This is a genomic window from Acaryochloris marina MBIC11017 (assembly GCF_000018105.1).
Lineage (GTDB): Bacteria > Cyanobacteriota > Cyanobacteriia > Thermosynechococcales > Thermosynechococcaceae > Acaryochloris > Acaryochloris marina.
Genome location: NC_009926.1, coordinates 282,526 through 308,586, shown reverse-complemented (window position 1 = coordinate 308,586; position 26,061 = coordinate 282,526). Strand labels below are relative to the sequence as shown.

General features: G+C 48.2%; 13 protein-coding genes and 1 pseudogene. 13 read left to right on the top strand and 1 reads right to left on the bottom strand.

The window, feature by feature from the left end; all coding sequences use genetic code 11:
* Window positions 1–42 precede the first annotated feature (42 nt).
* Window positions 43–3,690 (top strand): NB-ARC domain-containing protein, encoded by a 3,648-nt coding sequence (locus AM1_RS30045; RefSeq protein ID WP_012166791.1) that lies wholly within the window; start codon window positions 43–45, stop codon window positions 3,688–3,690.
* Between the two features lie 166 nt (window positions 3,691–3,856).
* Here the strand turns inward: AM1_RS30045 and AM1_RS39055 are convergent.
* Window positions 3,857–3,982 (bottom strand): annotated as a pseudogene (locus AM1_RS39055) (double zinc ribbon domain-containing protein); the annotation flags it as partial.
* 651 nt (window positions 3,983–4,633) lie between these two features.
* Between AM1_RS39055 and AM1_RS30040 the strand changes: the two are divergent.
* The 12 genes from AM1_RS30040 to AM1_RS29990 all read left to right on the top strand — a co-directional run bounded on the left by AM1_RS30040 (window position 4,634) and on the right by AM1_RS29990 (window position 25,997).
* Window positions 4,634–6,367 (top strand): hydrogenase maturation protein, encoded by a 1,734-nt coding sequence (locus AM1_RS30040; protein WP_012166789.1) that lies wholly within the window; start codon window positions 4,634–4,636, stop codon window positions 6,365–6,367.
* A gap of 344 nt (window positions 6,368–6,711) precedes the next feature.
* Complete coding sequence (locus AM1_RS40150) at window positions 6,712–7,026, top strand: Mo-dependent nitrogenase C-terminal domain-containing protein (protein ID WP_012166788.1); 315 nt, start codon at window positions 6,712–6,714, stop codon at window positions 7,024–7,026.
* Between the two features lie 589 nt (window positions 7,027–7,615).
* Entirely contained in the window at window positions 7,616–8,521 is a 906-nt protein-coding gene (locus AM1_RS30035; RefSeq protein ID WP_238549319.1) for a DUF928 domain-containing protein, read from the top strand.
* A gap of 104 nt (window positions 8,522–8,625) precedes the next feature.
* On the top strand, window positions 8,626–13,896 hold the full coding sequence (locus AM1_RS30030) for a CHAT domain-containing protein (protein ID WP_012166786.1): 5,271 nt from the start codon (window positions 8,626–8,628) through the stop codon (window positions 13,894–13,896).
* 369 nt (window positions 13,897–14,265) lie between these two features.
* Window positions 14,266–14,436 (top strand): hypothetical protein, encoded by a 171-nt coding sequence (locus AM1_RS43440; RefSeq protein WP_012166784.1) that lies wholly within the window; start codon window positions 14,266–14,268, stop codon window positions 14,434–14,436.
* 60 nt (window positions 14,437–14,496) lie between these two features.
* Window positions 14,497–14,913: a toxin-activating lysine-acyltransferase gene (locus AM1_RS43435; protein WP_012166783.1), complete on the top strand. Its 417-nt coding sequence runs from the start codon at window positions 14,497–14,499 to the stop codon at window positions 14,911–14,913.
* 311 nt (window positions 14,914–15,224) lie between these two features.
* Window positions 15,225–15,755, top strand: coding sequence for a toxin-activating lysine-acyltransferase (locus AM1_RS30015; RefSeq protein ID WP_012166782.1), 531 nt, complete (start codon window positions 15,225–15,227; stop codon window positions 15,753–15,755).
* A gap of 234 nt (window positions 15,756–15,989) precedes the next feature.
* Window positions 15,990–20,087 carry a calcium-binding protein gene (locus AM1_RS30010; protein ID WP_012166780.1) on the top strand — a complete coding sequence of 1,366 codons (4,098 nt, stop codon included), beginning with the start codon at window positions 15,990–15,992 and terminating at the stop codon, window positions 20,085–20,087.
* Between the two features lie 350 nt (window positions 20,088–20,437).
* Complete coding sequence (locus tag AM1_RS42500; RefSeq protein ID WP_012166778.1) at window positions 20,438–20,575, top strand: hypothetical protein; 138 nt, start codon at window positions 20,438–20,440, stop codon at window positions 20,573–20,575.
* Between the two features lie 132 nt (window positions 20,576–20,707).
* Window positions 20,708–21,460, top strand: coding sequence for a peptidylprolyl isomerase (locus AM1_RS30000; RefSeq protein ID WP_012166776.1), 753 nt, complete (start codon window positions 20,708–20,710; stop codon window positions 21,458–21,460).
* Window positions 21,457–24,414 carry a peptidase domain-containing ABC transporter gene (locus tag AM1_RS29995; RefSeq protein WP_012166775.1) on the top strand — a complete coding sequence of 986 codons (2,958 nt, stop codon included), beginning with the start codon at window positions 21,457–21,459 and terminating at the stop codon, window positions 24,412–24,414. Before AM1_RS30000 ends, AM1_RS29995 begins: the two co-directional genes overlap by 4 nt.
* Window positions 24,411–25,997: an HlyD family efflux transporter periplasmic adaptor subunit gene (locus AM1_RS29990; protein ID WP_012166774.1), complete on the top strand. Its 1,587-nt coding sequence runs from the start codon at window positions 24,411–24,413 to the stop codon at window positions 25,995–25,997. The genes AM1_RS29995 and AM1_RS29990 overlap by 4 nt, the downstream gene beginning before the upstream one ends.
* Window positions 25,998–26,061: the final 64 nt, after the last annotated feature.

Genomic DNA, 26,061 nt, shown 5'->3' with positions numbered 1-26,061 from the left:
GGTAAGTTAGGCTAATGGCAGTCAGGTTCTCCATTAGATGCCATGACGGAATCAGAGCGCATTGTTGCTGCCGCTAATGCAGCCGTCTTTAAACAGGCCAATCGCTATCTCTCAGATGTAGAGACTACGATTCTTTTGGGTGCGATTGCAGATCAAACCTACGAGCAAATTGCTGCCACCTCCCACTATTCCATCAACTATCTTAAGCGAGACATTGGCCCTAAACTCTGGCGGCTGCTCTCCAAGGCTCTGGGCGAAAAGATCACCAAAACAAGCTTTCAGGTTGCTCTGAGCCGCTATCTAGTGGAGGCACAAACTCAGCCTCCTCCCCTCCCGCAGACCGTCCACTGTGATTGGGGCGCCGCTCCAGATGTCTCCTTCTTCCTAGGTCGGTCTACCGAACTGAGCACTCTCCAGCAGTGGATTGTGGGTGACGCTTGCCGCCTAGTCGCCTTGCTGGGCATCGGTGGCATTGGCAAAACGACCTTAGCCGTCAAACTGGCCCAGCAGCTTCAGTCCAAATTTGATCAGATTGTATGGCGTAGTCTCCGGAATGCTCCACCGTTGGAGACGCTGCTGACCGAACTGGTACCCTTGCTCTCGGGACAAACTGATTCTCGTCCTGAACTCAGTGCCCTGCTGCCGACGTTGCGCGCCAGGAAGTGTTTGCTGGTTCTGGATAACCTAGAAGCTATTCTGCAGCCAGAATCTCTAGGACTCTTTCGTTCAGGTTATGAAGAGTATGGTCAACTGCTACAGCTAGTGGGTGATATAGCTCATACGAGTTGTCTGGTAATCACCAGTCGCGAAAAACCCGAAGCCATTGCTGCTCAAGAAGGTCTAGCTTTAGCTGTGCGATCATTAGTCCTCGGGGGGTTGCATGCCGATGCTGACCCCATCCTTACGGCAAAAGGGTTGTCCGGTTCTGCAATCTCACGCTCCCAGCTAATTGAGACCTGCGGTGGAAATCCACTGGCGCTCAAGATTGTGGCTACCTCTGTTCAAGACTTGTTTGAGGGAGACATTGCCACCTTTCTTGCCCAGGGAACAGTATTGTTTAACGGGATTCGCCAACTCCTCGATCAGCAATTCGAGCGCCTCTCGCGATTGGAGCAGACGCTGATGTATTGGTTGGCCATCAATCGAGATTGGACAACCGTAGACGCTTTGCAAGAAGATATCGTTCCCCCAGTGCCACGCTATCGTTTGCTAGAAGCTTTGGAGGCCCTCTGTCGCCGAAATCTGATTGAACGTCAGATCGGCAGCTATACCCAGCAGCCTGTAGTGATGGAGTACGTCACCGAGCACTTTATTGAGCAAATCACCACTGAGTTAATTCACCAAACCTTTGATTTATTTACCCACCACGCCCTGATCAAAACCAACATCAAAGATTTCATTCGCATCAGCCAATGCCGCTTAATTTTAGACCCTGTTATACATGCCCTGAACCAAGAATTCGGTTCCCTAACTGGTATGGCCAAGCACTTGCAAGCGACCCTAGATACACTGCGCAGTGACGAAGTCTATCGTGTCAGCTATGGTGGCGGAAATGTACTCAATCTCTGTCGTCAGCTTCAGTTAGATGCCCAAGGCTATAATTTCTCAAACCTGGCAATCTGGCAGGCCTATCTGCAAGATATGACTCTGCACCAGGTTGACTTCACTCAAGCTAAATTTCATAAAACTGTTTTTATGCAAACGTTTAGTGGCATTCTCGCCACAGAGTTTAGTTCTGATGGAGAGCTGCTTGCAACAGGTGATACTAACTGTGATGTGGGGGTCTGGAGTGTTGCTAATGGCCAACCGCTTCACACATTGCAAGGCCATTCTGACTGGGTGCGTACTGTAGCCTTTAACTCTGAAAGCACTTTGCTGGCAAGTGGATCTGACGAATACACGATCATGTTGTGGGACCTTAAACAGGGCCAACACTTAAGAACCTTGAGTGCTCATCAGGGCCAAGTGTGTACCGTCATGTTTAGTCCTGATGGTCACACTTTAATTAGCAGTAGCCAAGACTTAACCCTACGGCTGTGGGATGTCTACACGGGCGAGTGCTTGCGGATTTTCGAGGGACATACTCAGCCAATTTGGTCCGTTCAATTCTCTATGGATGGTCAGCACCTTATCAGTGGTGGTGAAGATAATGTGTTGAAGCTGTGGGACGTTGCAACTGGAAAGTGCCTCAAAACCCTAATTGGTCATCACAACTGGATCTGGTCTGTGGCTTATAGTCCTGATGGTCAAAGGGTAGCCAGTGGGAGCCATGACAACACTGTTAAGGTGTGGAATGTCAGCAGCGGTAGCTGTATTCACACCTTAAGGGGGCACACCAACTGGATCTGGTCAGTAGCTTTTAACCCCCAGGGTAATATCATTGCTAGCGGTAGCGAAGACCAAACGGTGAGATTGTGGGATGTTTATTCCGGGCACTGCTTGAAGATTTTGGATGGCCATGACCACCGAATCTGGTCGGTAACGTTTTCACCCCAGCCCCTAATGTCCATGCTTTCATCTGAAAAACTGTCTCGCCAACAGGCATTATTGGCCAGCGGTAGTGAAGATCAGACTGTTCGTTTATGGGATGTTTCGTGGCTGGAGTCAGGCACATCTGAAGCCACATCAAAACCTCAATCAGTCCATGTCTTGACCAGTCAGTGTCTGCAAACCTTGCAGGGCCATACTCAGCAGGTTTGGACCGTCGCCTTTAGCCCCGATGGTAAAACCATTGTGAGCAGCGGTGACGAACAGTTCTTACGATTTTGGGATGTAGCAACAGGAACTTGCTACAAAACCCTCAAGGGGCATCCTCGCCGGGTGACGTCTGTCGTCTTTAGTCCGGATGGCAAGCTGCTAGCGAGTTGTGGTGAAGATCAAACCATCCGTCTATGGGATGCGCAAAAGGGACAATGTCTGAAAATTCTGAAAGGCCACACCAAACAGCTCTGGACTACGGTATTCAATGCCGATGGTAGCCTCTTGGCAAGTGGCGGTGGCGATCAAACGATTCGTCTGTGGGATGTGCAAACGGGCCAGTGCCTAAAAGTTTTGGAGGGTCACGATAGTTGTGTTTGGTCGTTAGATTTTAGTCCGACAGACGCTACATTGTTAGCCAGCGCCAGCTATGACCAAACCCTCAAGCTGTGGGACATTGAGGAAGGCAAATGTTTTAACACCTTAGAAGATCACGAAGGGGCTGTTCAGAGTATTGCCTTTAGTGGCGATGGAACACAGCTTGTAAGCGGCAGTATGTTTGACCAGACTGTCCGATTATGGTCTACGGCCACGGGTGAATGCTTGCAGGTTTTACCCCAGCAGATAGCCATGGCAGTGGCTTTTTCTCCGACATCTTCCAATTCCAGTGCTAGAGATGAACTCATGATTGCCATTGGTGGCGGCGACCAACGATTGACGATTTGGCACCCCAACAAGGGAACCCACCAGCCCCAACTATTTGCTCATCAGCGCATGATTATGGATTTAGCATTTAGCCCTGATGGTACAACCTTTGTTACGGGTTCTTGGGATGAAACTGCCAAGCTGTGGAATGCAACAACGGGTGAGCTGATTAAAACCTTCAGGAGCGATCGCCCTTATGAAGGAATGAACATTACAGGGGTAGCGGGGTTGAGCGATTCTCAAAAGTGTTCTTTGCAAGCGTTAGGAGCTTTTGACATAGCCTTATGAGTACATTGTGGCAATTTCGATGTAAGGGCAGTACATCAGCTTGTTGAGTCAAACGCGAAATAGTTTGCACCACAGGGTTTAAATTCACCTCATGCCGGGATAGACCAAATTTTTCTCACAGGATCGCTGTAAACTACATTTATCAGTACTTTTCAGACTTCAAAAATTAGGTTTTTGTGAGCTTATACGCCTGGCCACAGAAGGGGCAGAACCGATGTTTTAGAGATGTAATTAGCTCATTGCAGTTATCACATCGATTCCGTAAACGCTCACCACACTCAAAAAAGAATTTCTATTCTGTGGGGTGCCCACTTCCAAATCATTTCAAGTCAATCTTCGCTTCAACACCAGTCCCCGGAATATGCCTAGTGAGTGGCAAGCGTTTTCTGTTGGTACAACAATCTGAGCGATACCTGAATTTTCCTGAATAAATCAGGATTTTATCTGCTATTCGGTTTTGGGATATTGAGTTCAACAACGAAGCATCACAGTCTAGGCATTTTACCTACGCTGAACTACCAACAACTTTTTTTATTGCACAGTATGCCCAGAAGATCTTCGCTTGATCTTTAATCTTTAAAGGAGCATCCAAATGACTCACCTAGCTAAACAAATGGCGTTATTGCCAGAAACTTAAGTAACTATCTTGCTGCTGATACCCCTGCGGCTTCAGCTTAAAGCTACGAACTCACTGATAGTGATGGGAAAAAATTCCGCCTAATAGCGGCTAAGAACATGGATATTGTTCAAGCCATCTCAATTTAAGAGGGGGCAAATATTGTGCTGGATTGTTATGAAGCTGCTGGCCGGATAAATCATTCTGCATCAGAAGAGGCTGAATGATCGCCAACTCAGCATCCTAGCTCCAGTTGTTTCATGACCTATCAACAAGGGTCACCTTTTCTCACGTAGTTGAACCTAACTAAAACGGAGAGAACATCTCGTGAAAATTTTATTGTTTGCCTCAGCCTACAACAGTATGACTCAGCGCTTCCATGTCGAGTTAGTCGATTTAGGCCACGAAGTTTCCATAGAACTGGCTTTGGATCATGAACGAATGCGCCAAGCAGTTGATTTGTTTCAACCGGATGTCATCGTTGCCCCCTTCTTGAAAACTGCTATCCCAGAAGATATTTGGAAACAACACCTATGCATCATTATTCACCCAGGTATCAAAGGTGATCGCGGCCCTTCGTCCATTGACTGGGCGATTCTCGAAGATGAATCTGAATGGGGCGTGACAGCTTTACAAGCGGATGCAGAAATGGATGCGGGTGACATTTGGGCATCTATTAATTTCCCCTTAGAAGGAGAAACTAAAAGTGATTTGTATCGAGGGAAGGGCGCTCAAGCGGCGATCACATGTATCAAGCAAACCTTAGCCAACTTTATTGATCCTAAATATCAGCCTGAACCTCTTGATTACGGTAATCCAGATGTCAAAGGTACTTGGCGTAATCCCCTCAAACAGTCTCATAGGGCAATCTCCTGGGAGAGTGATACCACTGCTGAGATTGTCCGTAAGATTCGCAGCGCAGATAGCCAACCGGGTTTGCTTGATGTACTCTTTGGGGAGCAATTCTATCTCTATGGTGCGCATCCAGAAAATACCTTAACGGGTAAGCCAGGAGAATTGATTGCCCAAAGGTATGGGGCTATATGTCGAGCGACGATTGATGGCGCTGTTTGGATTACCCATCTAAAGCGCAAGAAAAAAGAGGAGCAAGTGTTCTTTAAGCTACCTGCTGCTCAAGTATTGAGGGAATACATACACGCTCTGCCAGAGGTTCCTGTGTCTTTGGAGTTATCTCCTCATGAACTTACTTTTCGGGATATTTGGTACGAGGAAAAGAACCAGGTCGGCTATTTGCATTTTCCTTTCTATAACGGTGCCATGAGCACAGAGCAATGCCAACGTTTGCGGAATGCCTATCTCTATGCTCGAACCAAAGACACAAAAGTAATTTTGCTCATGGGAGGAGAAGGTTTTTGGTCCAATGGTATTCACCTGAATGTGGTAGAAGCATCGGCTGATCCTGCTGCAGAGTCGTGGCAAAACATCAATGCCATCAATGACTTTGTATATGAGGTATTACGAACTGATACTCATCTCGTTATTTCTGCGATGCAAGGTAATGCCGCTGCGGGTGGGGTGATGATGGCTTTAGCTGTGGACAGAGTGTATGCTCGCGAAGGCATTGTGCTGAACCCTCACTATAAGCGAATGGGGCTCTATGGCTCAGAGTATTGGACCTATTCCTTGCCTCGACGAGTGGGTCCAGAGATGGCCCAGAAGCTGACCAGTGTGTGTATGCCGATGGGTACACGGGCTGCAAAGTCCATTGGCCTTATTGATGACTATTTTGGCAATACAGTATCTGACTTCAAGACACAGGTTATCAAAGAGGCTGAGAGCTTAGCTCAGGGAGAGGATTTTCAGGACATTCTATGGCTCAAGAATAAACAACGATTTTTGGATGAACAATACAAGCCTATAGCAATTTATCGGCAAGAAGAACTAGAACAGATGAAGCTTGACTTCACCAGCAACGCTTACAATACTGCTCGTCACAACTTTATCTACAAAATTAGTCCTTCTGAAACACCTCTCCATTTGGCCGTTCATCGACAACAGGTTAAGGACAATGTTTCTTGTAAGCTTCTTTCTCCTGCTTAGATAAAGGTTCCTAGGCTTTGGTTTCAGTAGTTTAGTACAGATGATGTAACCCATTTTTTCAGTACCTGAACTAAGACCTGAATGAAACTGAACTTTCCTAGATTTTTTCTGCTGAGTATTTCATTGATAGTGAAATCAACGATGAACAGAAGTGCAACCTCAAACTATCACTCACGTCCCCAGTGGAGAATCACCAATCATATCGACAGTTCTATTTACAAACATCATTAGCACTTGGGTCATTTTTTTTATGTTTGGTTTCTACTTCTCCTTGGAAGCAGTGAACTCAGTTTAGCCTCATCATACTAACTCTATTTCATTCCAATTCCAGTCGAGGAAATCTTATGTTTCACATCAACGGTCTCAGGCTCCATTCATCTACAAAACAAAGTCTCAAACAATTTTTTTTGAAACGCGTCCACTCAGTATTTGTTTCCATAAATGTCGAACATCGCTCAACCGCTAATCTCATTTGCCAGCTCGTGCCAACTCAGTGCCCGTTTGAACGAGATATTCGCTTTTTGGGGCATACGCTATTCCACATTCCTCCACTCTGCAAGCTCAACCCAGCTTATGAAGAAGTAGTTGCCTTAAGATTTCGAGCCCTATCCTATCTTGCGGACCAGTGTGGTGAAGATATTAGCCGATACTGTCGCTAGTGGGTTTCACTCTAACGAGATTCAAGCCAGAAAGGCATTCATGGTACAACCTGAACTTTTCCCTGAATAAATCTGAATAAATAGGGATTTTATCTGCTGATTGATTTGGCGATAATTGGAACATCAACGATGTATATAAATCCAGATAATTCCCACTGAAACATCAACATCTTTTCAGAGGAAAAAGTTAAGCAAATATATTTTGCTAGCCCAAAGATATGGAAACAACTGAAAAACTCAGCTTTTCAAACGACTGGCATTTTGCACAGGACACTAAGCCGAGATGAACTAAGCATGGATAGTCCAACTTCACCATTCAGTAGAATGATGTTTTTTGAAGTACTTGTTAAAAGATTGAAATGTAAAAAGCAATAGTTTCTTTTGTGCTTTATGAAAATGTGGAGAACTAAGTTCTAGAGACTAATCATCCCTAATCTATCTAAATTAGGCAAATAAAATTCAGTTTCTAAAAAAACAATACCTCCGTACTCTTCAAGGCTAGGCAAATTGGGCTGTATAGCTTATGCAGTCAGTAGAAAAGCCGCAGCCAAAATCACAAAATATTATTCATCTCACTTACTCATTTGTCATGGAACAACAACTGTCTCATCCATTTAATGGACTAGGAATGAGGAGTAAACTCATCCACTCCCACCCGATTGCAGGGATTATCTTTGCATTTTTTTTAGTGTTTCCCAGTACAGCCTGGGCCAGACGATATCAACCGCCAACGGGAGATCCTCCAAAGGGAGTTTTTGGCTCTAATGGCTCCCGAAGTTGCGATCTGACTTTTGAGCACTCACAACCTGTTCAAGCATCAAGTCACATGGGACCGAAGCCATTACTTCGCCCGCCGGCATCCGACCAGCCCAAGACTTTACCCATCACATTGTTAGCCCCACTTCAGCATGTGGGCAGAACAAGTTCTGTGACCCCAACGTTTGCTTGGTTTATAAGCGCATCACATCCCTATCGCATTCAGATTTCCTTGTTTACCGACCCTTCTGACCAAAGCTCTGAACTTCTGTATCAATTGGAATATGTAGAGACGGCTTCAGGACTAATTCAATACACGTTGCCGGAAGATAAGTCAGTGCTTCAAACGGGTCAACGGTATTTTGTTCAGCTGAGTATGGCCTGCAATCCCAGCAGTGACAGGTTTAATCAGTTTTTTATCGCTGAAATTGATGTCAAGGCACCTTCTCCCGCTTTGAAACAAGCCTTATCCCAGGCCCGCACGCCACAACAAAAGGCTGCGGTATTCGCAAAGGCTGGCTATTGGTTTGATACGGTGAGAGAACTGTTGGTGGATGCCAGCCCTTCAGACTCTTACCATCAACTTCCAGACTTACTGAAAGAACTCGCACGGTTAGAGGTGGAGGCAGAACATCGCCAGGCATTAGTCAAAATTGCAAATCTGCTGAAGGATTCGACCCAGCGTGCTCCCGTAAAGTCCTTAAATTCGAACCCTCCATTTCCTAAACCCTTGAATTGAAAGTTGTGTTCTCTCTTGTTCAGTAAACATTCTGGAGATCTAATCTGATCATGAACAGGTCGAGGTGCGATTTGACGCTCAAAAAATGTTGTTTGAGACCAATCATGACTTCTGGCTTCTGGTTGGGTGCTACATTGACCCCCTTTTTGTTCTCAGACATAGCACTGGCTCAAGTGATTGTCCCAGACGACACCTTGGGAATGGAACAGTCGGCGGTTTCGACTGGGGCAACGGCCAACGATTTCGTGATTGATGGCGGGGCTCAGCGAAATACCGCCCTGTTTCATAGCTTTAAACAATTTAGTATCAATTCAAACCAGACCGTTTTCTTTGAGAATCCAGCTTCTGTGGATAATATCATTACTCGGGTAACGGGCGGACTCCCATCCAACATTGATGGCCTACTAGGCGTTGATGGTCCTGCTAACTTGTTTTTGGCTAATCCAAGCGGGATTATTTTTGGCCCAAACGCACAGTTGGATGTGGCTGGAGCGTTTATGGCCACCACTGCGGATCAATTCTTGTTTGCCAATGGTACTTCCTTTAATGCAGTGAATCCTAATGCCCCACCCTTACTCACAATTTCGGTGCCCCTCGGAGTTAAGTTTGGCGCTAATCCTCAGCCCATCTCGGTCAATGGCGCAACTCTGAGGGCTGGGGTAGGAGAGCCCTTAGTTTTATTGGGAGGCGATGTGGCCCTGAATGATGCCAATATACTGGCTCCTGGAGGGCATGTTGGACTCTCTGGACTTTCACAACCCGGCACCATTTCTTTTAATCTGGATGCAACGTCGCCACAATCCTTTTTAACTGTTCCACCGTTAGGACAAACCAATCTCTCCCTCAATAACTCAAACATTAATACTGTGAGTGAGGGTAGTGGAGATATTGTCCTTCAGGCTCAGAATATCTCATTTATCGAAACGACGCTCTTGGCAGGTTTAAACGAGGATGTCGATTCGTTTGATACTCAAGGTGGGAGCATCCTGGTCAAGGGGACGGGGGATATTCAATTGAGTGGCAGTATCATCCAGACTTTTGTTGAGGAAAACGGTCAAGGGGGTGACATCCATATGAATGCCACCAATCGCCTATTTTTGAGTGGAGAATCCGAAATATCCAGTCTAGCTGAAGGGTTTGAGAGTGACGCTGGAGCCATATTTATCAACACCCCTGACATTCGTCTGAATTCGGGTTCCCGAATAGCTTCTGTCACCCAAGCGTCTGGTGGGGACATCAATCTCACTACTCATTCATTATTGGTTCGCCAAAATAGTGATATCGCTACTACTAAATTTGGTCCCAATACCTCAGACGGCAATATTCGGATTCGTGCCAACAATATTCTGATAGATGATCGAGGGGGAGATCGCAACCGACCTCCCATTGGGATTACTGCAGATGTAAGTTTCATCCCTCAAGATCTGGGTCTACCGCCAGAGATGATAGGCGGGACGGGTGGGAATATCGAGATTGATACTCAGAATCTAACATTGATTGGTGGGCTGATTGGTTCAACGGTGTTTGGTAACGCTCAGGGGGGAAACCTGACGATTCGGGCTCGTGATACCGTTCGGTTAGTTGGAGATCCCGCAGCGGCTCGTGACAATTTCGCTGGGATTGCAGATGTGTCTACGGCCATTCGAGATGCAACCCTTGAAGGAGTGAGTGGCGATCTCCGCATTGATGCCCGCCATTTGATCCTTGCCAATGGCTCCACTATTGATGCCGGAGCGTTTGGGTTTGGAAATAGTGGCGATATTTTGATCAACACAACTGAATCTGTAACGCTCCAAGGGACGTTGAATGGGCAGCCTAGTCGGATTATTACCCAATTACAGAACTCTGGGCCATTTGATGGTGGGAATATTGACTTGGTAACTGGACGGCTAACCCTACAGGATGGGGGACAAATTTCGGCTTCCACCATTGCAGAGTCAGAAGGGAATGGCAGGGATGTTTCGATTATTGCTAATCAAGGGATTTTTATCACTGGATCTTCACCTCGGATTGAGCTGCCTCCAGGCAATGCTGACTCTCCCTTTGTCCTAGATCCCACGGGTACGCGATTCCCAAGTGGCATCTTTGCCAGTTCACCGGGAGAGGGCAATGCAGGTAATGTGGATATTTTTTCACCAAATATCACAGTGAGTAATGGGGCTCAAATTTCTGTGAGCAGTACGAATGCAGGGGCTGCGGGGAGCTTATTTATTCGGGGCAATAACGTTGTGCTGGATAATGCAGCCTTGTTGGCTGAGGCTGTGGAAGGCAATCTAGCCAATATTGAGCTGTCAGTTCGAGATTCATTGCAACTCCTCAACGGGAGTCGCATCTCAACCGTGGCTAGGGGGGATGCTGATGGCAGCAATATCATTATTAGTGGGACGGATACACAGTTACTGCGGTTTTTGATCTTCAAGGGTGGATCGACGATCTCTACGGAAAATTCAGGACGCTTTGGTAATGGGGGCGATATTGATATCGCGGCTCAGTTTATCTTGGCGTTCCCTGGTGAACTCAATCAAATTATTGCCAATGCCGTTGAGGGGGATGGGGGTGAAATTAATATATTCACGAATGCGATTTTTGGCCGACAGTTTCTCAATATTTCTGCTTCTTCGAAATTGGGAGTAAATGGCGATACTATTATTGAAACCATTGAGACGGATCCGACCAATTCCCTGACCCAGCTACCCGAGAATGTGTTGGATAACAGTACACAAGTAGCAGATGCCTGTGCTGTTCCTCGGTCTGGGCAGTCTCAATTCATCGTAACGGGCCGGGGGGGATTACCTCTGATGCCATCAAGTCGCCCTGTGGGACGTTATCTCTTATCGGATTTAAGAACTCAAGCTCCTCAAGATGGAAAACAGGTTTTGCAAGAAGCGAAGCAACTAGTGGTTACTGCTAGGGGTGACTACTATTTGCAGGGAGAGTCGTCTCGTTCACTCCCCCAATTACTGGAAGCGGCTCGTCAAGAATACCAACAGGCAAAATATCCTGAAGCCATCACCTACTGGACGCAAGCCGTTAACCAACTATCAAAGTCTAAGCATCCTGGTGCTTATGCTTCCGTTCAGAGTCATTTAGCGCTGGCCTACCATCATCTTGGAGATTGGGATAAAGCGAGAGAGGCTATGGCTGCCAGCCAAGCGGTCCTGACCCCCGAACTGATTGCCCAGCAGCCCGCTCTTCATGCCCAAGTGCTGAATACAAGGGCGAGTTTGTTTCTTACTCGCGGCAATATACAAGCAGCCCTTGAGGATTGGCAACAAGCGGCTGCAGTCTATCAACGGGCTGGAGACGATTTGGGAAACCTGCAGGCCCAGTTGAATCAAATCCAAGTTCTTCAGGATCTGGGTTATCTGCGCCAAACTCAACAACGGCTAGTGCAACTCATGCAGCCCCTTGAACAACAGCCCCCGTCTCCCGTCAAGGCCATAGGTCAGTTGAATCTGGGGAAGGTGTCGCGGGCTGAAGGTAATTTGTTACGGTCACAGCGCCAACTCGAAGCAGCCCTAACAACAGCCCAATCCCTGAACCAGCTAGCCCTAACCAGTACGATTCTTCTGAATTTAGGACATACCTTTCGGGGCCAGGGAAACACTCAAAAGGCATTGGGCTACTATCAGCAGGCCCGTGAGATTGCCCCCACATCCCTGATTCAATTTCAGGTGCAAGTGAGTCGATATGATCTACTCGTTGTGCAAAAAGATCCTGCGGCATCGACGATATTTCAAGAATTGCAGGTTCAAGCCCAGCAGCTTCCCAGTAGCCGAGAGGGGATTTATGCTCAACTCCATCTGATCGAAACAGTGTTGGACTCGAAGCTGGATGAATCCCAGGCGCTATTGAACCTTCTGTCTCGAATTCAGGCCCAAGCTCAAGAGTTGGACGATCCCAATGCTCAATCCTACATCCTGGGATATCAGGGACGAATTTATGGTCAAGCCCAACAATGGTCTCAAGCTTTGTCGTTGACGGAACAAGCCCTGCAGCGAGTGCAAAGACAGCAGGCCCCGGAAGTGTTGTATCAACTGGCTTGGCAACTAGGCCGCTATCGTCGCCAACTCGGCAATCGTCAAGGGGCGATTTCAGCCTATCTCGATGCCGTTGCTGCCCTACGTTCTCTGCGGGGAGATCTGAGCACGGCCAGTGATGATGTTCGCTTTACCTTCAGGGATGGGGTGGAACCCGTTTATCGGGAGTTGGTTGCACTGCTGCTAGAAGGAGATATGAACCAGACAGAGGCATCGAGCAATCTGACGCAGGCCCGTAAGCTTATCGAAGACTTGCAGCTCAATGAAATTCAGGATTACTTCCAGGATGCCTGTGTTCAAGCACAGCCCTTAGCAGCGGATCAGGTGGATCCGAAAGCTGCGGTGATTTACCCAATTGTCTTAAAGGATCGGGTCGATGTAATAGTCAGTATCGGCAATCAGCCGTTGCGTCACTACAGCACCCCAATCGAGCCTGGTCAGGTAGATACCACGGTGAATCAACTGCTGAGATCGCTCACCACTCCCTTGGGGTCTGTCCAAAAGAACAACCTGACCAAACTCAAACTAATTTATGACTGGGTCATCGACCCGGCTTCGGCAGATTTAGCCCAACAGGATATCGAGACGTTGGTGTTTGTCGCGGATGGAGCCTTGCGCACCTTACCCTTGACCACCCTCTATGATGGCGAACAGTACTTAATCGAAAAGTATAACGTTGCCCTTTCCCCTGGTTTAGAACTATTAGCACCTCGCTCACAAGATAGGGAGCGAGTGAAATTGCTAGTAGGGGGTGTGAGTGAGGCTCGGTCTGGGTTCCCTGCCTTACCCTTTGTGGCCAAAGAAGTTGAGCAGATTACTGCTCAGATTCAAGACAATGATGTGTTGTTAAATCAGGATTTGACGCGAGATAATCTGAATGATTACCTGACAGAGGTGTCTTCGGAAGTGGTTCATCTAGCCACTCATGCCGAGTTCGGGGCCAGTCCTGAAGATACATTTATCCTGACTTGGGAAGGAAAACTGTCGATTCAGGCGATGGCTTCTTTACTTCGAAGTCGGAGTCTGATGTCTGAAGTGCCCATTGATTTACTGGTCTTAAGTGCCTGTGAAACAGCGACTGGCAATAGTCGGGCTGTCCTGGGCATTGCAGGTATGGCGATCCGCTCGGGCGTACGCAGCACTTTGGCTGGATTATGGTCGTTGGACGACCAAGCAGCAGCGGCCTTTATGGGCCATTTTTATCAGGCGTTGGCCCAACCGAATACAACCAAAGCATCGGCGTTCCGTCAGGCCCAGTTGGCGTTAATGAAGAACCCGAAGTTTAGAGCCCCCTATTTTTGGAGTCCATTTGTCTTGGTGGGTAATTGGCTATGACCTTGGGTTGGACAGGACTGAACAAAGACCTGAATATATATGAATAAATTGGGATTTTATCTGCGGCTCGGATCTTCGATTATGAAGCTAAGTGCTGCCCCCCAGCACCAACCCCTAGTTGGTCTTCTTGGACTAGGGGTTTTCTTATTTGCGATCGCCCTGAGCCACCAGCTTAAGTTGGATTTGTTTTCGCTCAATCTTAATTTCACACCTAAAAGAATTTCATTGCATAACCTGATGTAAATTCCTGAATAAAAGGGGATTTTATCTACTGATTGATTTAGAGATAGTAGGGACAACGAAGCAAAGGCCGATAAGCATAGCTTCAAAGAACTAAACTCTTCAACCCAATCAATACAGATAACAATCATGACTACAATTACCCCCGAAAAAACTGAACTCGCTTTAGAGCAAATCCAAGAAGCGCCTGAAGCAACACTGGTAATTCCTGTTGAGGACGCAGTAGTCTCAGCACCTACCGAAACAATACCTGAGCCCCCAGATAATATTGCATCTTCTGCAGAGTCAACAGAGGATTAAAACTCTACCTTAGAGCAAAGGGAAGATACTCCAGAGGCCACTCAAGCCTCACCAGAAACAATGCGTCAGCGGCTGCAGCTTTTAGGCGGTATCACCTGGCTGATGCTCCAATCTCCCCAGCACTGGCACTGCACCATCGAAGAAGTAGAAGCCAGAATTTTACCCAGCCTTACCCTTAACCAATTTCGCTACTACGAAGCAAACGGTCAACCCATTGGATTTGTGAGCTGGGCCTACCTATCCGAAGAAGCAGAAGAGAAATACCAAACAGGCAGCTACAAACTGTTGCCGCAAGAGTGGCAAAGTGGTGAGCAACTCTGGTGTACCGATTTTATTTCGCCCTTTGGTCATGACCAAAGTATGTTTGATGATTTACGTCAAAATATCTTTCCCCAGGGCACAACCGCCAAAATGATCCGAACTCAAGAAGATGGTTCTCGCTCAATCGTTGAATATCAGCTGGGAGCAGAAGAATAATGGTCAATGCAAAGAATTAATTCTCAGTAACGGGTGGTAATCTAAGCCTCCTACCCCAGAAAGACTTCGCTATTTGTGACATCTGTAATCACCTCACTCCCGTGGCATGGCTTGACTTGCACTCAAAGACCATTCTGCGGGATTTCCTTGGGTTTGTGAGTTGGAAAAACACCTGAACTTATCTGAATAAATCGGGATTTAATCTACTCAGAGATTTGGTGATAGTAGAAGCATCGACGTACAGGCCACTCAAAAATTTCAGTCTCCCGTCTATCCTTTTTCGCTTACCCCCATAACTAGAAGTAATGATCATGATGACTCAAGATATTCCAAAAGCTGTAAAGACAACTCTAAACCAGATTGAAGTTTCGGCAGCGAATGATTCTCCTATAGCCCAAGCACCGACTATTCTATCTCAAGTCACCACAGAAGAAGTACAGCAACGACTACAGCTGCTTGGATCGATCACCTGGTTGATGATGCAGTCTCCCCTCCATCGGTCCTACACTCTCGAAGACTTGGAGACCCGCATATTGCCTAGCTTGATGCACGATCAATTTCGCTACTACCAAAGTGGTGGGCAACCTGTGGGATTTCTGAATTGGGCGTGGCTTTCTGAAGAGATTGAAGCCCAGTATCAAACGGGGGAGTATCAGCTGTTATTTCCTGAATGGAAATGCGGTGACCGGCTTTGGTACCCCGAATTCATTGCTCCCTTTGGCCATGCCCGCTATATAGTCAAGGATATCCGGCAGAACATCTTTCGTAAGGGTACCCCCGCTAAAGCCCTACGGGTTGATGCTGAAGGCAATTTGCGCTCGATCGCTAAGTATACCCTCTGAACAGTCGCTCTATTTTTCAGGCAGTCTGACATGAGACCTCCCAGCTGCGGAGGTCTCTTTTTCATGTGAATTTTTTGTTGGGGGCAAATTATCGTCCAACAAACACCTGAATTTTTACCTGAATAACCCTGAATTCTTCTGGATTTTTTCTGCTAATGGGTTCCGCGATAGTGGGTTCAACACAGCGAGGGCAAAAGCCACCGCACAACCAACAATCACTAAGGAGCAAGAATCATGGGTAAGCCCAAGAATCCCATTAAGGCAATTGTAAAAGTCGTTAAGAAAATTGCACCTTCACCCACCAAGCACGGTGGTTGGGGCAATGACACCCTGATCGGATATATGCCCGTCAACTATCTTTATGGTCATGGCGGCAACGACACCCTCCGAGCTGTGGGTTGGAAAAATACCTTAGATGGTGGTAGTGGGAATGATTACCTCCATGCCATCGGTGGCCAGAACACCATGCGTGGCGGCACAGGCAACGATGAGATTCATGCCATTGGCGGTCGAAACAACGTCCGTGGAGATAGCGGCCATGACTACATCCGTGCCTGGGGTGGTTCCAATTGGGTCCACGGTGGCGACCACAACGATAACATTGAGGTCGGTGGCATCAGCAATACTGTCTACGGTGGTGGTCACGATGACTACATCGTTGCCTGGGGCGGTCGCAACTCCCTTCACGGTGAGTGGGGCAATGACACTATCCGCGCAGGGGGTGGCTCCAACTGGGTTCATGGTGGCGATGGCTTCGACAACATCAAAGTCTGGGGAGCTCACAACACTGTCTATGGTGGCGGCCACAACGACTACATCGAGTCCTGGGGTGGCCGCAACACCATCCGAGGTGAATGGGGTGATGACACGATCCGTGCCTGGGGTGGTTCCAATTGGGTCCACGGTGGTGACGGCCACGACAACATCGTAGTTGGTGGCATTAGCAATACCGTTTATGGCGGTGGGCACAACGACCATATCGAAGCCTGGGGCGGTCGCAACACCATCCGGGGCGAGTGGGGCAATGACACTATCCGTGCAGGGGGTGGTTCCAACTATGTACACGGAGGAGATGGCTATGACAACATCAAAGTCTGGGGAGCTCACAATACCGTATACGGCGGTGGTCACAATGACTACATTGAGGCCGTTGCTGCTGGAAACCGGCTTTATGGTGAGTGGGGCCATGATCATATCAAAGCCTTTGGTGGCTCTAACTTTGTTGATGGAGGTTCTGGGAACGACCGCATCGAAATTTTCGGTATTGGTAATACTGTTTACGGCGGTTCAGGAGATGACCACATCACAACTGCTGCCGCTTCCAACACCATCCATGCGGGCTCTGGCAATGACAAAGTCGTAGCAGTCGGTGGGAAGAACACCATTCATGGCAATGAAGGTCATAACACCCTTATAGCAGCGGGTGGATACAACCGTTTGACAGCCGGTTGGGGTAACGACACCCTGATTGCTGTAGGTGGCTACAACAATATGGATGCTGGCCACGGTCACAACACCTTAGTAGGGGTGGGTGGCTACAACAACATGAACGCTGGCTATGGCAACGACTTTATCTTCGGATTTGGTGGGGCTAACAAAATCAATGCTGGTCATGGTCGCAACACCGTCATCGGCCTAGGCGGAGCGAACGTCATCAATTCTGGTACTGGCAATGACACCATCATCGGTGTCGGAGGTGCCAACGTTGTTAATGCTGGTGATGGCAACAACGTCGTCATCGGTTTCGGCGGACTCAACAAACTCCATAGCGGCAATGGTCGTGACATTATGGTCGGTGTTGCAGCTGGGAACTGGCTCACATCCGCTGGTGGTAACGACATCATGATCGGTCTCGGTGCGGCCAACTACTTAAACGGTGGAGCAGGAAATGACATCCTCGTTAGCGCTGCTGCCCTCAATGTGCAAGTCGGTGGCGAAGGCCAAGATGTAATGGTTGCATTGGGTAAGGCAAACGCCATGGCGGGCGATACCGTCGGCAAAGACACCCTCAAGAAAATGGCTGAAGATCTAGACCTGGGTTCGCTTAAGCTCTCTGATGCCAGCCTACCAAAATTAAATTTTTCAGACTTCAGTCTCCCAAATTTCAAAGAATTTGCCGCTGACTTTAGTGAGCTAGGTGATGTCATTCCAAACTTTAAGGCCCCTAACTTCAATATTGGTCAACTGCCCAACTTGAGCAATTTGAAAATCTCCTTGAATGCTCCTGACATCAAGTTACCTGGTTTACCTGATTTATCTATCGATGCTCCTGAAGGGGGGTTGAACTTCCCTGGGTTTGACTTTAAGGTTACTGGCTTCAAGAATGTGCAACTACCTTCCATTCAGATGCCGTCCATAAACCTACCTGGTCACTTAATTCCCAGCTTGAGACTGCCCACATCCAACATTGGTTTACCTCAGTTGACCATTCCCAGCTTGAGCCTCCCGACTATCAACATCCCCACGGTAAGCCTTCCTTCCATTCCTGTGCCTCAGGTAACGCTACCAACGCTCAATATTCCAGCCCTGAGTTTGCCGTCGTTACCGTCACTACCCTCTATCCCTTCTGTTACTCTTCCAGATCCCTTACGAACCCTGAAGGATAAAGCCAATAGTGTCGCTCAATCCGTTAAACTCCCCAATCTAACCCTTCCAAACTTCAATCTCTATAGCCACGGTGCCAACAGTGACACCATGGTTGCACTGGGAGAAGCAAACTTCCTTCTTGGCGGCAAAGGCAACGATATTCAATTTTCTCATGGTTTAGCCAACGCGCTCTTTGGCGGCAATGGTGCTGATGTACAAGTCACACTGGGGGCCGTGAACTTCCTATCGGGTGGCCAAGGCGATGACATCCAGGTCGCTGGCGGGAAGGTCAACGTGGTGGATGGTGGACTGGGAAATGACATCCAAGCTTCCATCGGTAAGTTCAATTTCTTAAAAGGTGGCCAAGGCGACGACCTGATGCTGGCTGGCGGTAAGTTCAACATGATGATGGGCCAAGATGGCAACGACATCATGATTGGTGGCGGTATGCTCAACACCATGATGGGCGGAGCTGGCAATGACATCATGGTGGGCGGCGGTAAGCTTAATAAAATGCTTGCCGGGATTGGTGATGACCTTGTGATTGGCGGCGGTAAAGTGAACTCTTTATCCGGTGGCAAAGGCAACGACATCATGGTCGGTGCTGGTAAATTCAACACTATGCTAGGTGGTGAAGGCAACGACATCCTCTTAGGTGGAGGAAAGACCAACACAATGAAAGGGGGTGCAGGTGCTGACATCATCGTCGGTGGCGGTAAAATGAATCTCCTCTTCGGAGGAGATGGCAATGACCTTATCCTTGGTGCTGGGAAAACCAACATCTTCAAGGGCGGTCAGGGAGACGATATCATCCTTGGTGCTGGTAAGAAGAATGTGCTTAAGGGGGGCGAAGGTAATGACATCATCCTTGGTGGTGGTAAGACCAATAGCTTCAAAGGCGACGCTGGTAAGGATATCCTGATTGGCGGTGGCACAAAGAATGTGCTCAAGGGTGGTGCAGGCGATGACATCCTCATCGGTGGCGGTAAGGAAAACAAGCTTATCGGTGGCAAGGGCAATGACTTTATCCTGGCCATTGGTAAGAAGAACACCTTTGACGGCGGCAAAGGTGATGATATTATCCTTGGCCTCGGTCAGGAAAATAAAATCAAGTCCGGTTCCGGTAATGACATTGTCCTAGTCAAAGGAGCCAAGAATAGTTTTGTGAGCTTGGGTGGGTTGAACCGCATCTACGGTGCGGGTAAGAACAACACCATCCAGGGTGGACAAGACAAGGACACCATCCATGCAGGCGGTGAGTCCAACACTTATGATGCGGGTGCTGGTGATGACACGCTGATTTCTTACGGCAACAACATCACTCTGACAGGTGGTGCAGGTAATGACACTTACCAAATTGGTGGTAAGGATGCATTTGGAGCTTCTTTAGGAGCCAATCCTGGGGGCACCCGCACTACTACCATCGACAACAGAGGTGATGCCAGCACTACGGACAAGCTACTATTAGGAGCTAACGTTGATTACCACAACATTGACTTCTCCAGAAGCGGCAATGATGTCAAACTCAATGTTTCAGACACTAATGAGGTGGTTATCCTCAAGGACTGGTATACAACGCCTCTATCCCAACAGGTTGACACCATCCAAATTAGTAATGGAGCTTCTTTGCAGAGTTCTCAAGTCAATGACATGGTTAAGGCTTGGGACATTTTTGAGGCTGCCGGGTCTACTTTAGCGGCTAAGACTCAGTTAGATTCAACGCTTAAGCAATCCTGGGCGGTCTAGATAATGCTTAGTTAGTCAAACTGAAAGAGAGGAAGGCCACTTTCCTCTCTTTTTTGCATCAAAGATTTGAAAGATTCAACCTGTAATTTATTCCTGATATCTTTATCCTGCCTTGAAAGCAATGCAGGGTAAAGATATCAGGAATAAATTTACAGATGGTCTTTTTCTATATCTGCATTTATTGAACATTTCAAACAAAAAATTCGATAAAGACCTGAATAAACCTGAATATAACGAGATTTTATCTGCTGATGGATTTGCCGATAGTAGAGACATCAACGAAGCGACGACCGATATTCGCAGCTTCTAAGCACTTAACTCTTCAACCTGATTCACACAGGAAATCAATCATGACAACAACTCTCCGCGAAATCGCTCTAAAGCAAATCTTAGAAGCATCTGAAATAGAACTCTTAGTTCCCGTGAGCCATACAGCAGCCCCTGAACCCCCAGACTATGAAACCGTGCAATCTACATCTCTCAAATAACTGCTGATAGCGCAAGCATGATGCAACTTGGGGCAGAAAAGCGTGCAACACCTCAAGCTAAGCAGGATGGAAACCCCATTTCTCTTAGGGCGAGGTCATTCAAGTCACCCTCTCTATTAAAAGTATTTTAATATGAAACCCGCTCAGCCGATCATGGATAACACTGTTCAATCCGCTGAATTAATTCCTTTACTTGGGCAGTATCAGCTTCTCCCTCAGTTGCTGAAAGAACTGATCACTGACCAAGCCATTCAAGAGGTGCCATTAAGCTCAGAGGAAAGGGTGCAGGCAGTCGAGCAGTTCTACCACCAATATCAAATCGGGGATGATACCCAGCGCGAAGCTTGGTTAAAGCATTACTGCATGACGCTTCAACAGATGGCAGCACAAGCCCAACGGCAGTTCAAATTGCAAAAGTTCAAGCTCCAAACCTGGAATAACCAGGTGGAGTCTGATTTTCTCCAACACAAAGGACAGTTTGATCAATATGTTTATTCGCTGATCCGAGTGGCGAGTGCTGAAGTCGCTCAGGAATTGTACTTTCGCCTGCAAGGGGATGAACAAGCATTTTCGGATCTCGCCACCCAATATTCTCAAGGTCCCGAAGCCCAAACGGGGGGACTGATTGGCCCTGTGACGGCGACCCATATGCACCCGACCTTGGTGCAACTCCTCACCAATGCTCAACCTGGGCAAGTTCGCCCTCCCATTCGCCTCGGTGAATGGTTTGTGATTGTCCGTCTGCAAACCTTTATCTCAGCCCAACTGGATGCCCCGCTGCGACAACAGCTGTTGGAACAGCGTTTTAATGAGTGGCTCCAAACACAGATGGAATCGGTTGCAGTATCTGACACTTCTATTGCTGTTTCTGTGCAAACACCATGACTTTAACCCACTTATCCCTGGAATCCTTCCTCAAGGATCTCCCTGGCTTTGATCAACTTTCAGAAGCGGTTCTATCTTCGGTAGCGACAGAGTTCCAACCGCTGCGCTATCCCATGGGTCGTCCCCTCGTATCCAACCGGGCCATGCCCCAAGACTTGATCCTCATCTATCAAGGACAGGTGCGGCTATTGGGCTATGATCCTCGCACCGACACGCCAGTGACACTCAAACTATTGGGACCGGGGGCTGCAGTCGGGTGGATCAGTCTCGTGCGCCAAATCCCTTGCGAGACAGCCATTGCTTCAGTAGAAACCGTTGGTTTGAAGTTGCCTGCTGCGAACTTCCTAGAGCTGTTGAGCCATGAACCCAGTATGGCTCAAGTGTATGAGCAGCAGCCGAGTATCCTAGAAGTCTTTGATGTCCTCGGCCAACAGTTATTGCGCCGTGCGGATGGCTCTACGGACCTCAAAAATTTGGCAGAACGAGCGTTGCCAGAGAGCCTCGTTCAAACTCGTCCCCTACGAGATATCTCCATTGACCAGTTACAACCCCATTTGGAATGGTTTGTCAGTGGGGGGTCCATTCCTGATTTAGAGATAGGTCAACCTTTGGAAGCGTGCCTAGAACAAGTCAACGGCACCGTCTCCCGGTCTGAAACATTACGGCTGATTGGATTAACCCCGATCAAGGCGTTTCAATCCTCGATTGAGCCAGTCGCTGCAAGTCCTCAATCAGAGGTTTGGGATGAAATCCCAGAAGCGCCTACACTGCTGCCTGCAGTGGATGATGCCCCTGTTAAACATGGCAAATATCCGTTCAAGTCCGGTCGAGGTCCTGTAGATGCTCCCTTAGCTTGTTTCCAGATGTTGGCGCTGCATCTGAATTTGCCCTTTCGCAAGGATGTGCTTCGGCGGATTCTCAAGAATCACTCAGAGCGCAATGGTCCGGGGGTATCGCTGCCCGTCTATGGTGCAATCTCAGAATCGATGGGATTACGAGCCCAGTTAGTGGAAACCCCCGCCTCTGCGTTTTCTCGTCTGCCGACTCCAGCACTCGTTAACTGGCAGGACCGGATTGCCCTGGTGTATGAAACCAGCACCAAAGAAATTGTATTTGCAGTGCCAGAGCAGACCTTACTTCGCAAACATCCCGATGATTTCTTGGACGCCTTTGAAGACAAGGTACAGGTGCTGCTGCTAGAGCGCACCCATGAAACGCCTCAAAGTCGGTTTAACCTGAGCTGGTTTTGGCCGTCCATTAAGAAGCACCGCAAGGTTTTGACTGAGGTGTTAATTGCTTCCTTCTTTGTGCAACTGTTTGGCCTGGCGAATCCCCTGATTACCCAGGTCATCATTGATAAAGTCCTATCGCAAGGGGCACTCGGTACTCTGAATGTCCTGGGGTTGTTGTTAGTGGGGGTAGCTATATTTGAAGCCCTGCTCACCAGTTTTCGTACCTATTTATTTGTAGATACCACCAATCGAATTGATATGTCGCTGGGTGCGGAGGTGATTGATCACCTCGTGCGGTTACCCCTGCGCTATTTTGATAAACGTCCTGTGGGAGAACTGGCAACCCGAGTTAATGAGCTAGAAAACATCCGTAAGTTTCTAACGGGAACGGCCTTGACGGTAGTTTTAGATGCGGTGTTCTCGGTCGTGTACATCGTCGTCATGGTGTTTTACAGTTGGCTGCTGACGATTATCGCCCTAGGCACAGTGCCGTTGTTTGCCTTACTCACCTTTATTTTCGCTCCAATTATTCGCCGTCTGACCCGGACTAAAGCGGAAGAGAATGCCAAAACCCAGTCTTACTTGGTGGAGGTGGTATCGGGAATTCAAACGGTCAAGGCTCAAAACATTGAGTTGAAATCCCGCTGGCAATGGCAAGATCGCTATGCCCGGTATGTCAGCTCTGGGTTTAAGGCGGTGGTGGCCTCCACCACGGCAGGTTCTATCAGTGGCTTCTTGAATAAGCTATCCAGCTTACTCTTACTGTGGGTCGGGGCCTATCTATTTATTCAAGGGCAATTGACCGTGGGTGAACTGATTGCCTTTCGCATCATTGCGGGCTATACCACTGGTCCTTTGCTCCGATTGGTGCAGCTGTGGCAGAACTTCCAGGAAACAGCCCTATCCCTAGAGCGCTTGAGCGATATTCTGGACTATCCCCAAGAGGTGACTGAAGCGGATCGCGATTTGATTCCCATGCCGTTGATGCAAGGGGCGGTCAAGTTTGAAGATCTGTCCTTCCGATTCAAAGACAGTGGACCGATGCAGCTCCAGCAGGTGTCTCTGGAAGTGCCCGCTAAGACGTTTGTGGGGATTGTCGGCCAGAGCGGTTCGGGTAAGAGTACCTTGATGAAGCTGTTGATGCGCCTCTACAACGCCAACAGCGGTCGAATCTTGGTGGATCAGTACGACATTAGCAAGGTGGAACTGTACTCCCTCCGTCGTCAAATCGGCATGGTGTTACAGGACAGTTTACTGTTTGATGGCACGGTACAGGAAAACATTGCCCTTTCTGCCCCAGATGCAACGGCGGAGGAAATTGTGGCCGCGGCGAAAGTGGCCTATGCCCATGATTTCATTATGGAATTGCCCCAAGGGTATAACACCCGTGTGGGTGAGCGGGGTTCGGCCCTGTCGGGGGGACAACGGCAGCGGATTGCGATCGCCCGCATGGTCTTGCAGAATCCCCAACTGATTATTCTGGACGAGGCGACCAGCGCCCTCGACTACAACGCTGAACGCCAAGTCTGTCAAAACCTGGCAGAAGCCTTTGGCGACCGCACTGTCTTCTTTGTCACCCATCGCCTCAAGACCTTAGAGTCGGCAGACATGATTTTGATGATGGACCAGGGCCACCTGGTTGAACAAGGCACCCATGCCGAATTGATGCAGCAAAAAGGCCGTTATTACTGGCTATACCAGCAACAGGAGACTCAATCATGACCAGTATTCAAACCTTCGCGGGAGGCGACCCCAAACAACTGAATTCGACCCTCACCCCCGAATCAGATCAAAACGTACTACCCCTCACGAAAGCTCATCCCAAGAAAGAAAAACCCTTTGATCGGCCTGTGATTCTGCAGCAGTCCCCGGTCTGGTCAAGAGCGATTATCTGGGGAATTGTGGGGGCTGCATCCGCTGCACTGGCCTGGGCCTGTTTATTCCAAATCGAAGAAGCTATTCCGGCAACGGGACAGCTCGAACCCAAAGGGGCCGTCAAGGAGATTCAATCTCCCGTCGCTGGCGTGGTCAAGGAGATCAAGGTTGAAGAAGGGCAGCTCGTCAAAAAAGGAGAGGTTCTCCTCGTCCTGAATCGCCAAGGGACGCGGTCTGAGATTCAATCCCTTGAACACCAACGCCGCAATCTAGTACAAGTCAATGACTATTATCGTCAGCAGCTGCAGGGGCAATCTAATGCCCCCTTACCGGATGTGATTGATTCAGCATTGATCAATTCCACTCGGGATCGTCAGTCCCTCGTCGCTGAGAATAAACTTTATCGGGCTCAGCTCAATGGTGCACAGGAATGGAGGCATTTCTCAGCCGAAGAACGGCAGCGACTTCAATCTGGCCTCACTCAAGGTTCCAGCAGTGTGGCTGCAGCGCAAGCGCGGATAAACCAAGCTGATAAACAGCTTCGTCAAATAGAAGTCCAGCTGGAGCAGACCAAGATTCAATTAGCGAGCGCTCAACAGACCTTGGCCCTCAATCAAGAAATTGTCCAAGATATTGAAGAGGCTTATAGAAAAGGCGCGATTGCTCGGGTGCAATTCAAACAGCAACAGAATGAAGTGCAAACTGGCACGGCAGAAGTCTCACGCCTCCAGCAAGAGCAGATTCGATTGTTACGGCAATTGGAGCAAGTCGGCCAGGAAAAACAACAAGCCCAAGCCCAAGCCCTGAACACTGTTGCCACGAACCAGCGAGAATTACTGGATCGGATTGCTGCCAATAAAAAGCGGATTTCGGAAATCGACAGTCAGCTCACCAAAGCCATCGTGGATAATCAAAGAACGATTGCTGACTTAGAGAATCGGTTACAACAGGCGAAACTAACCCTAGATTATCAAGAGTTAAAAGCCCCCGTAGATGGTATGGTGTTTGATTTGAAGCCGAGCACACCGGGGTTTGTTGCGAATGCGAGTGAACCCGTCTTAAAAATTGTGCCTGCTGATAACCTGAAGGCAAAAGTCTATATCACCAACAAAGATATTGGTTTTATCCAGACTGGCATGGCCGCTGATGTGAGGATTGATTCGTTTAATTTCAGTGAATTTGGTGATATTAAAGGAACGGTTGAGTCCATTGGTTCAGATGCCCTACCCCCAACCGAAGTGCGGCAATTTTACAGCTTCCCCGCCGTCGTCAAATTAGACTCACAAACCTTGAAGACGAAGGAGCGGCAATTAGCCTTGCAATCAGGGATGTCGGTCAATGTCAATATCAAGGTGCGCAAGCGACCTGTCATCAGCTTGATCACGGATCGCTTTTCGAGAGAAGCTGACGGCATCAAACATTTACGGTAGTGAACTGTACTATTCGAATATATGCTCACCCCAAAACTGTGATCGTTGAGTTAGAAGTATTGAT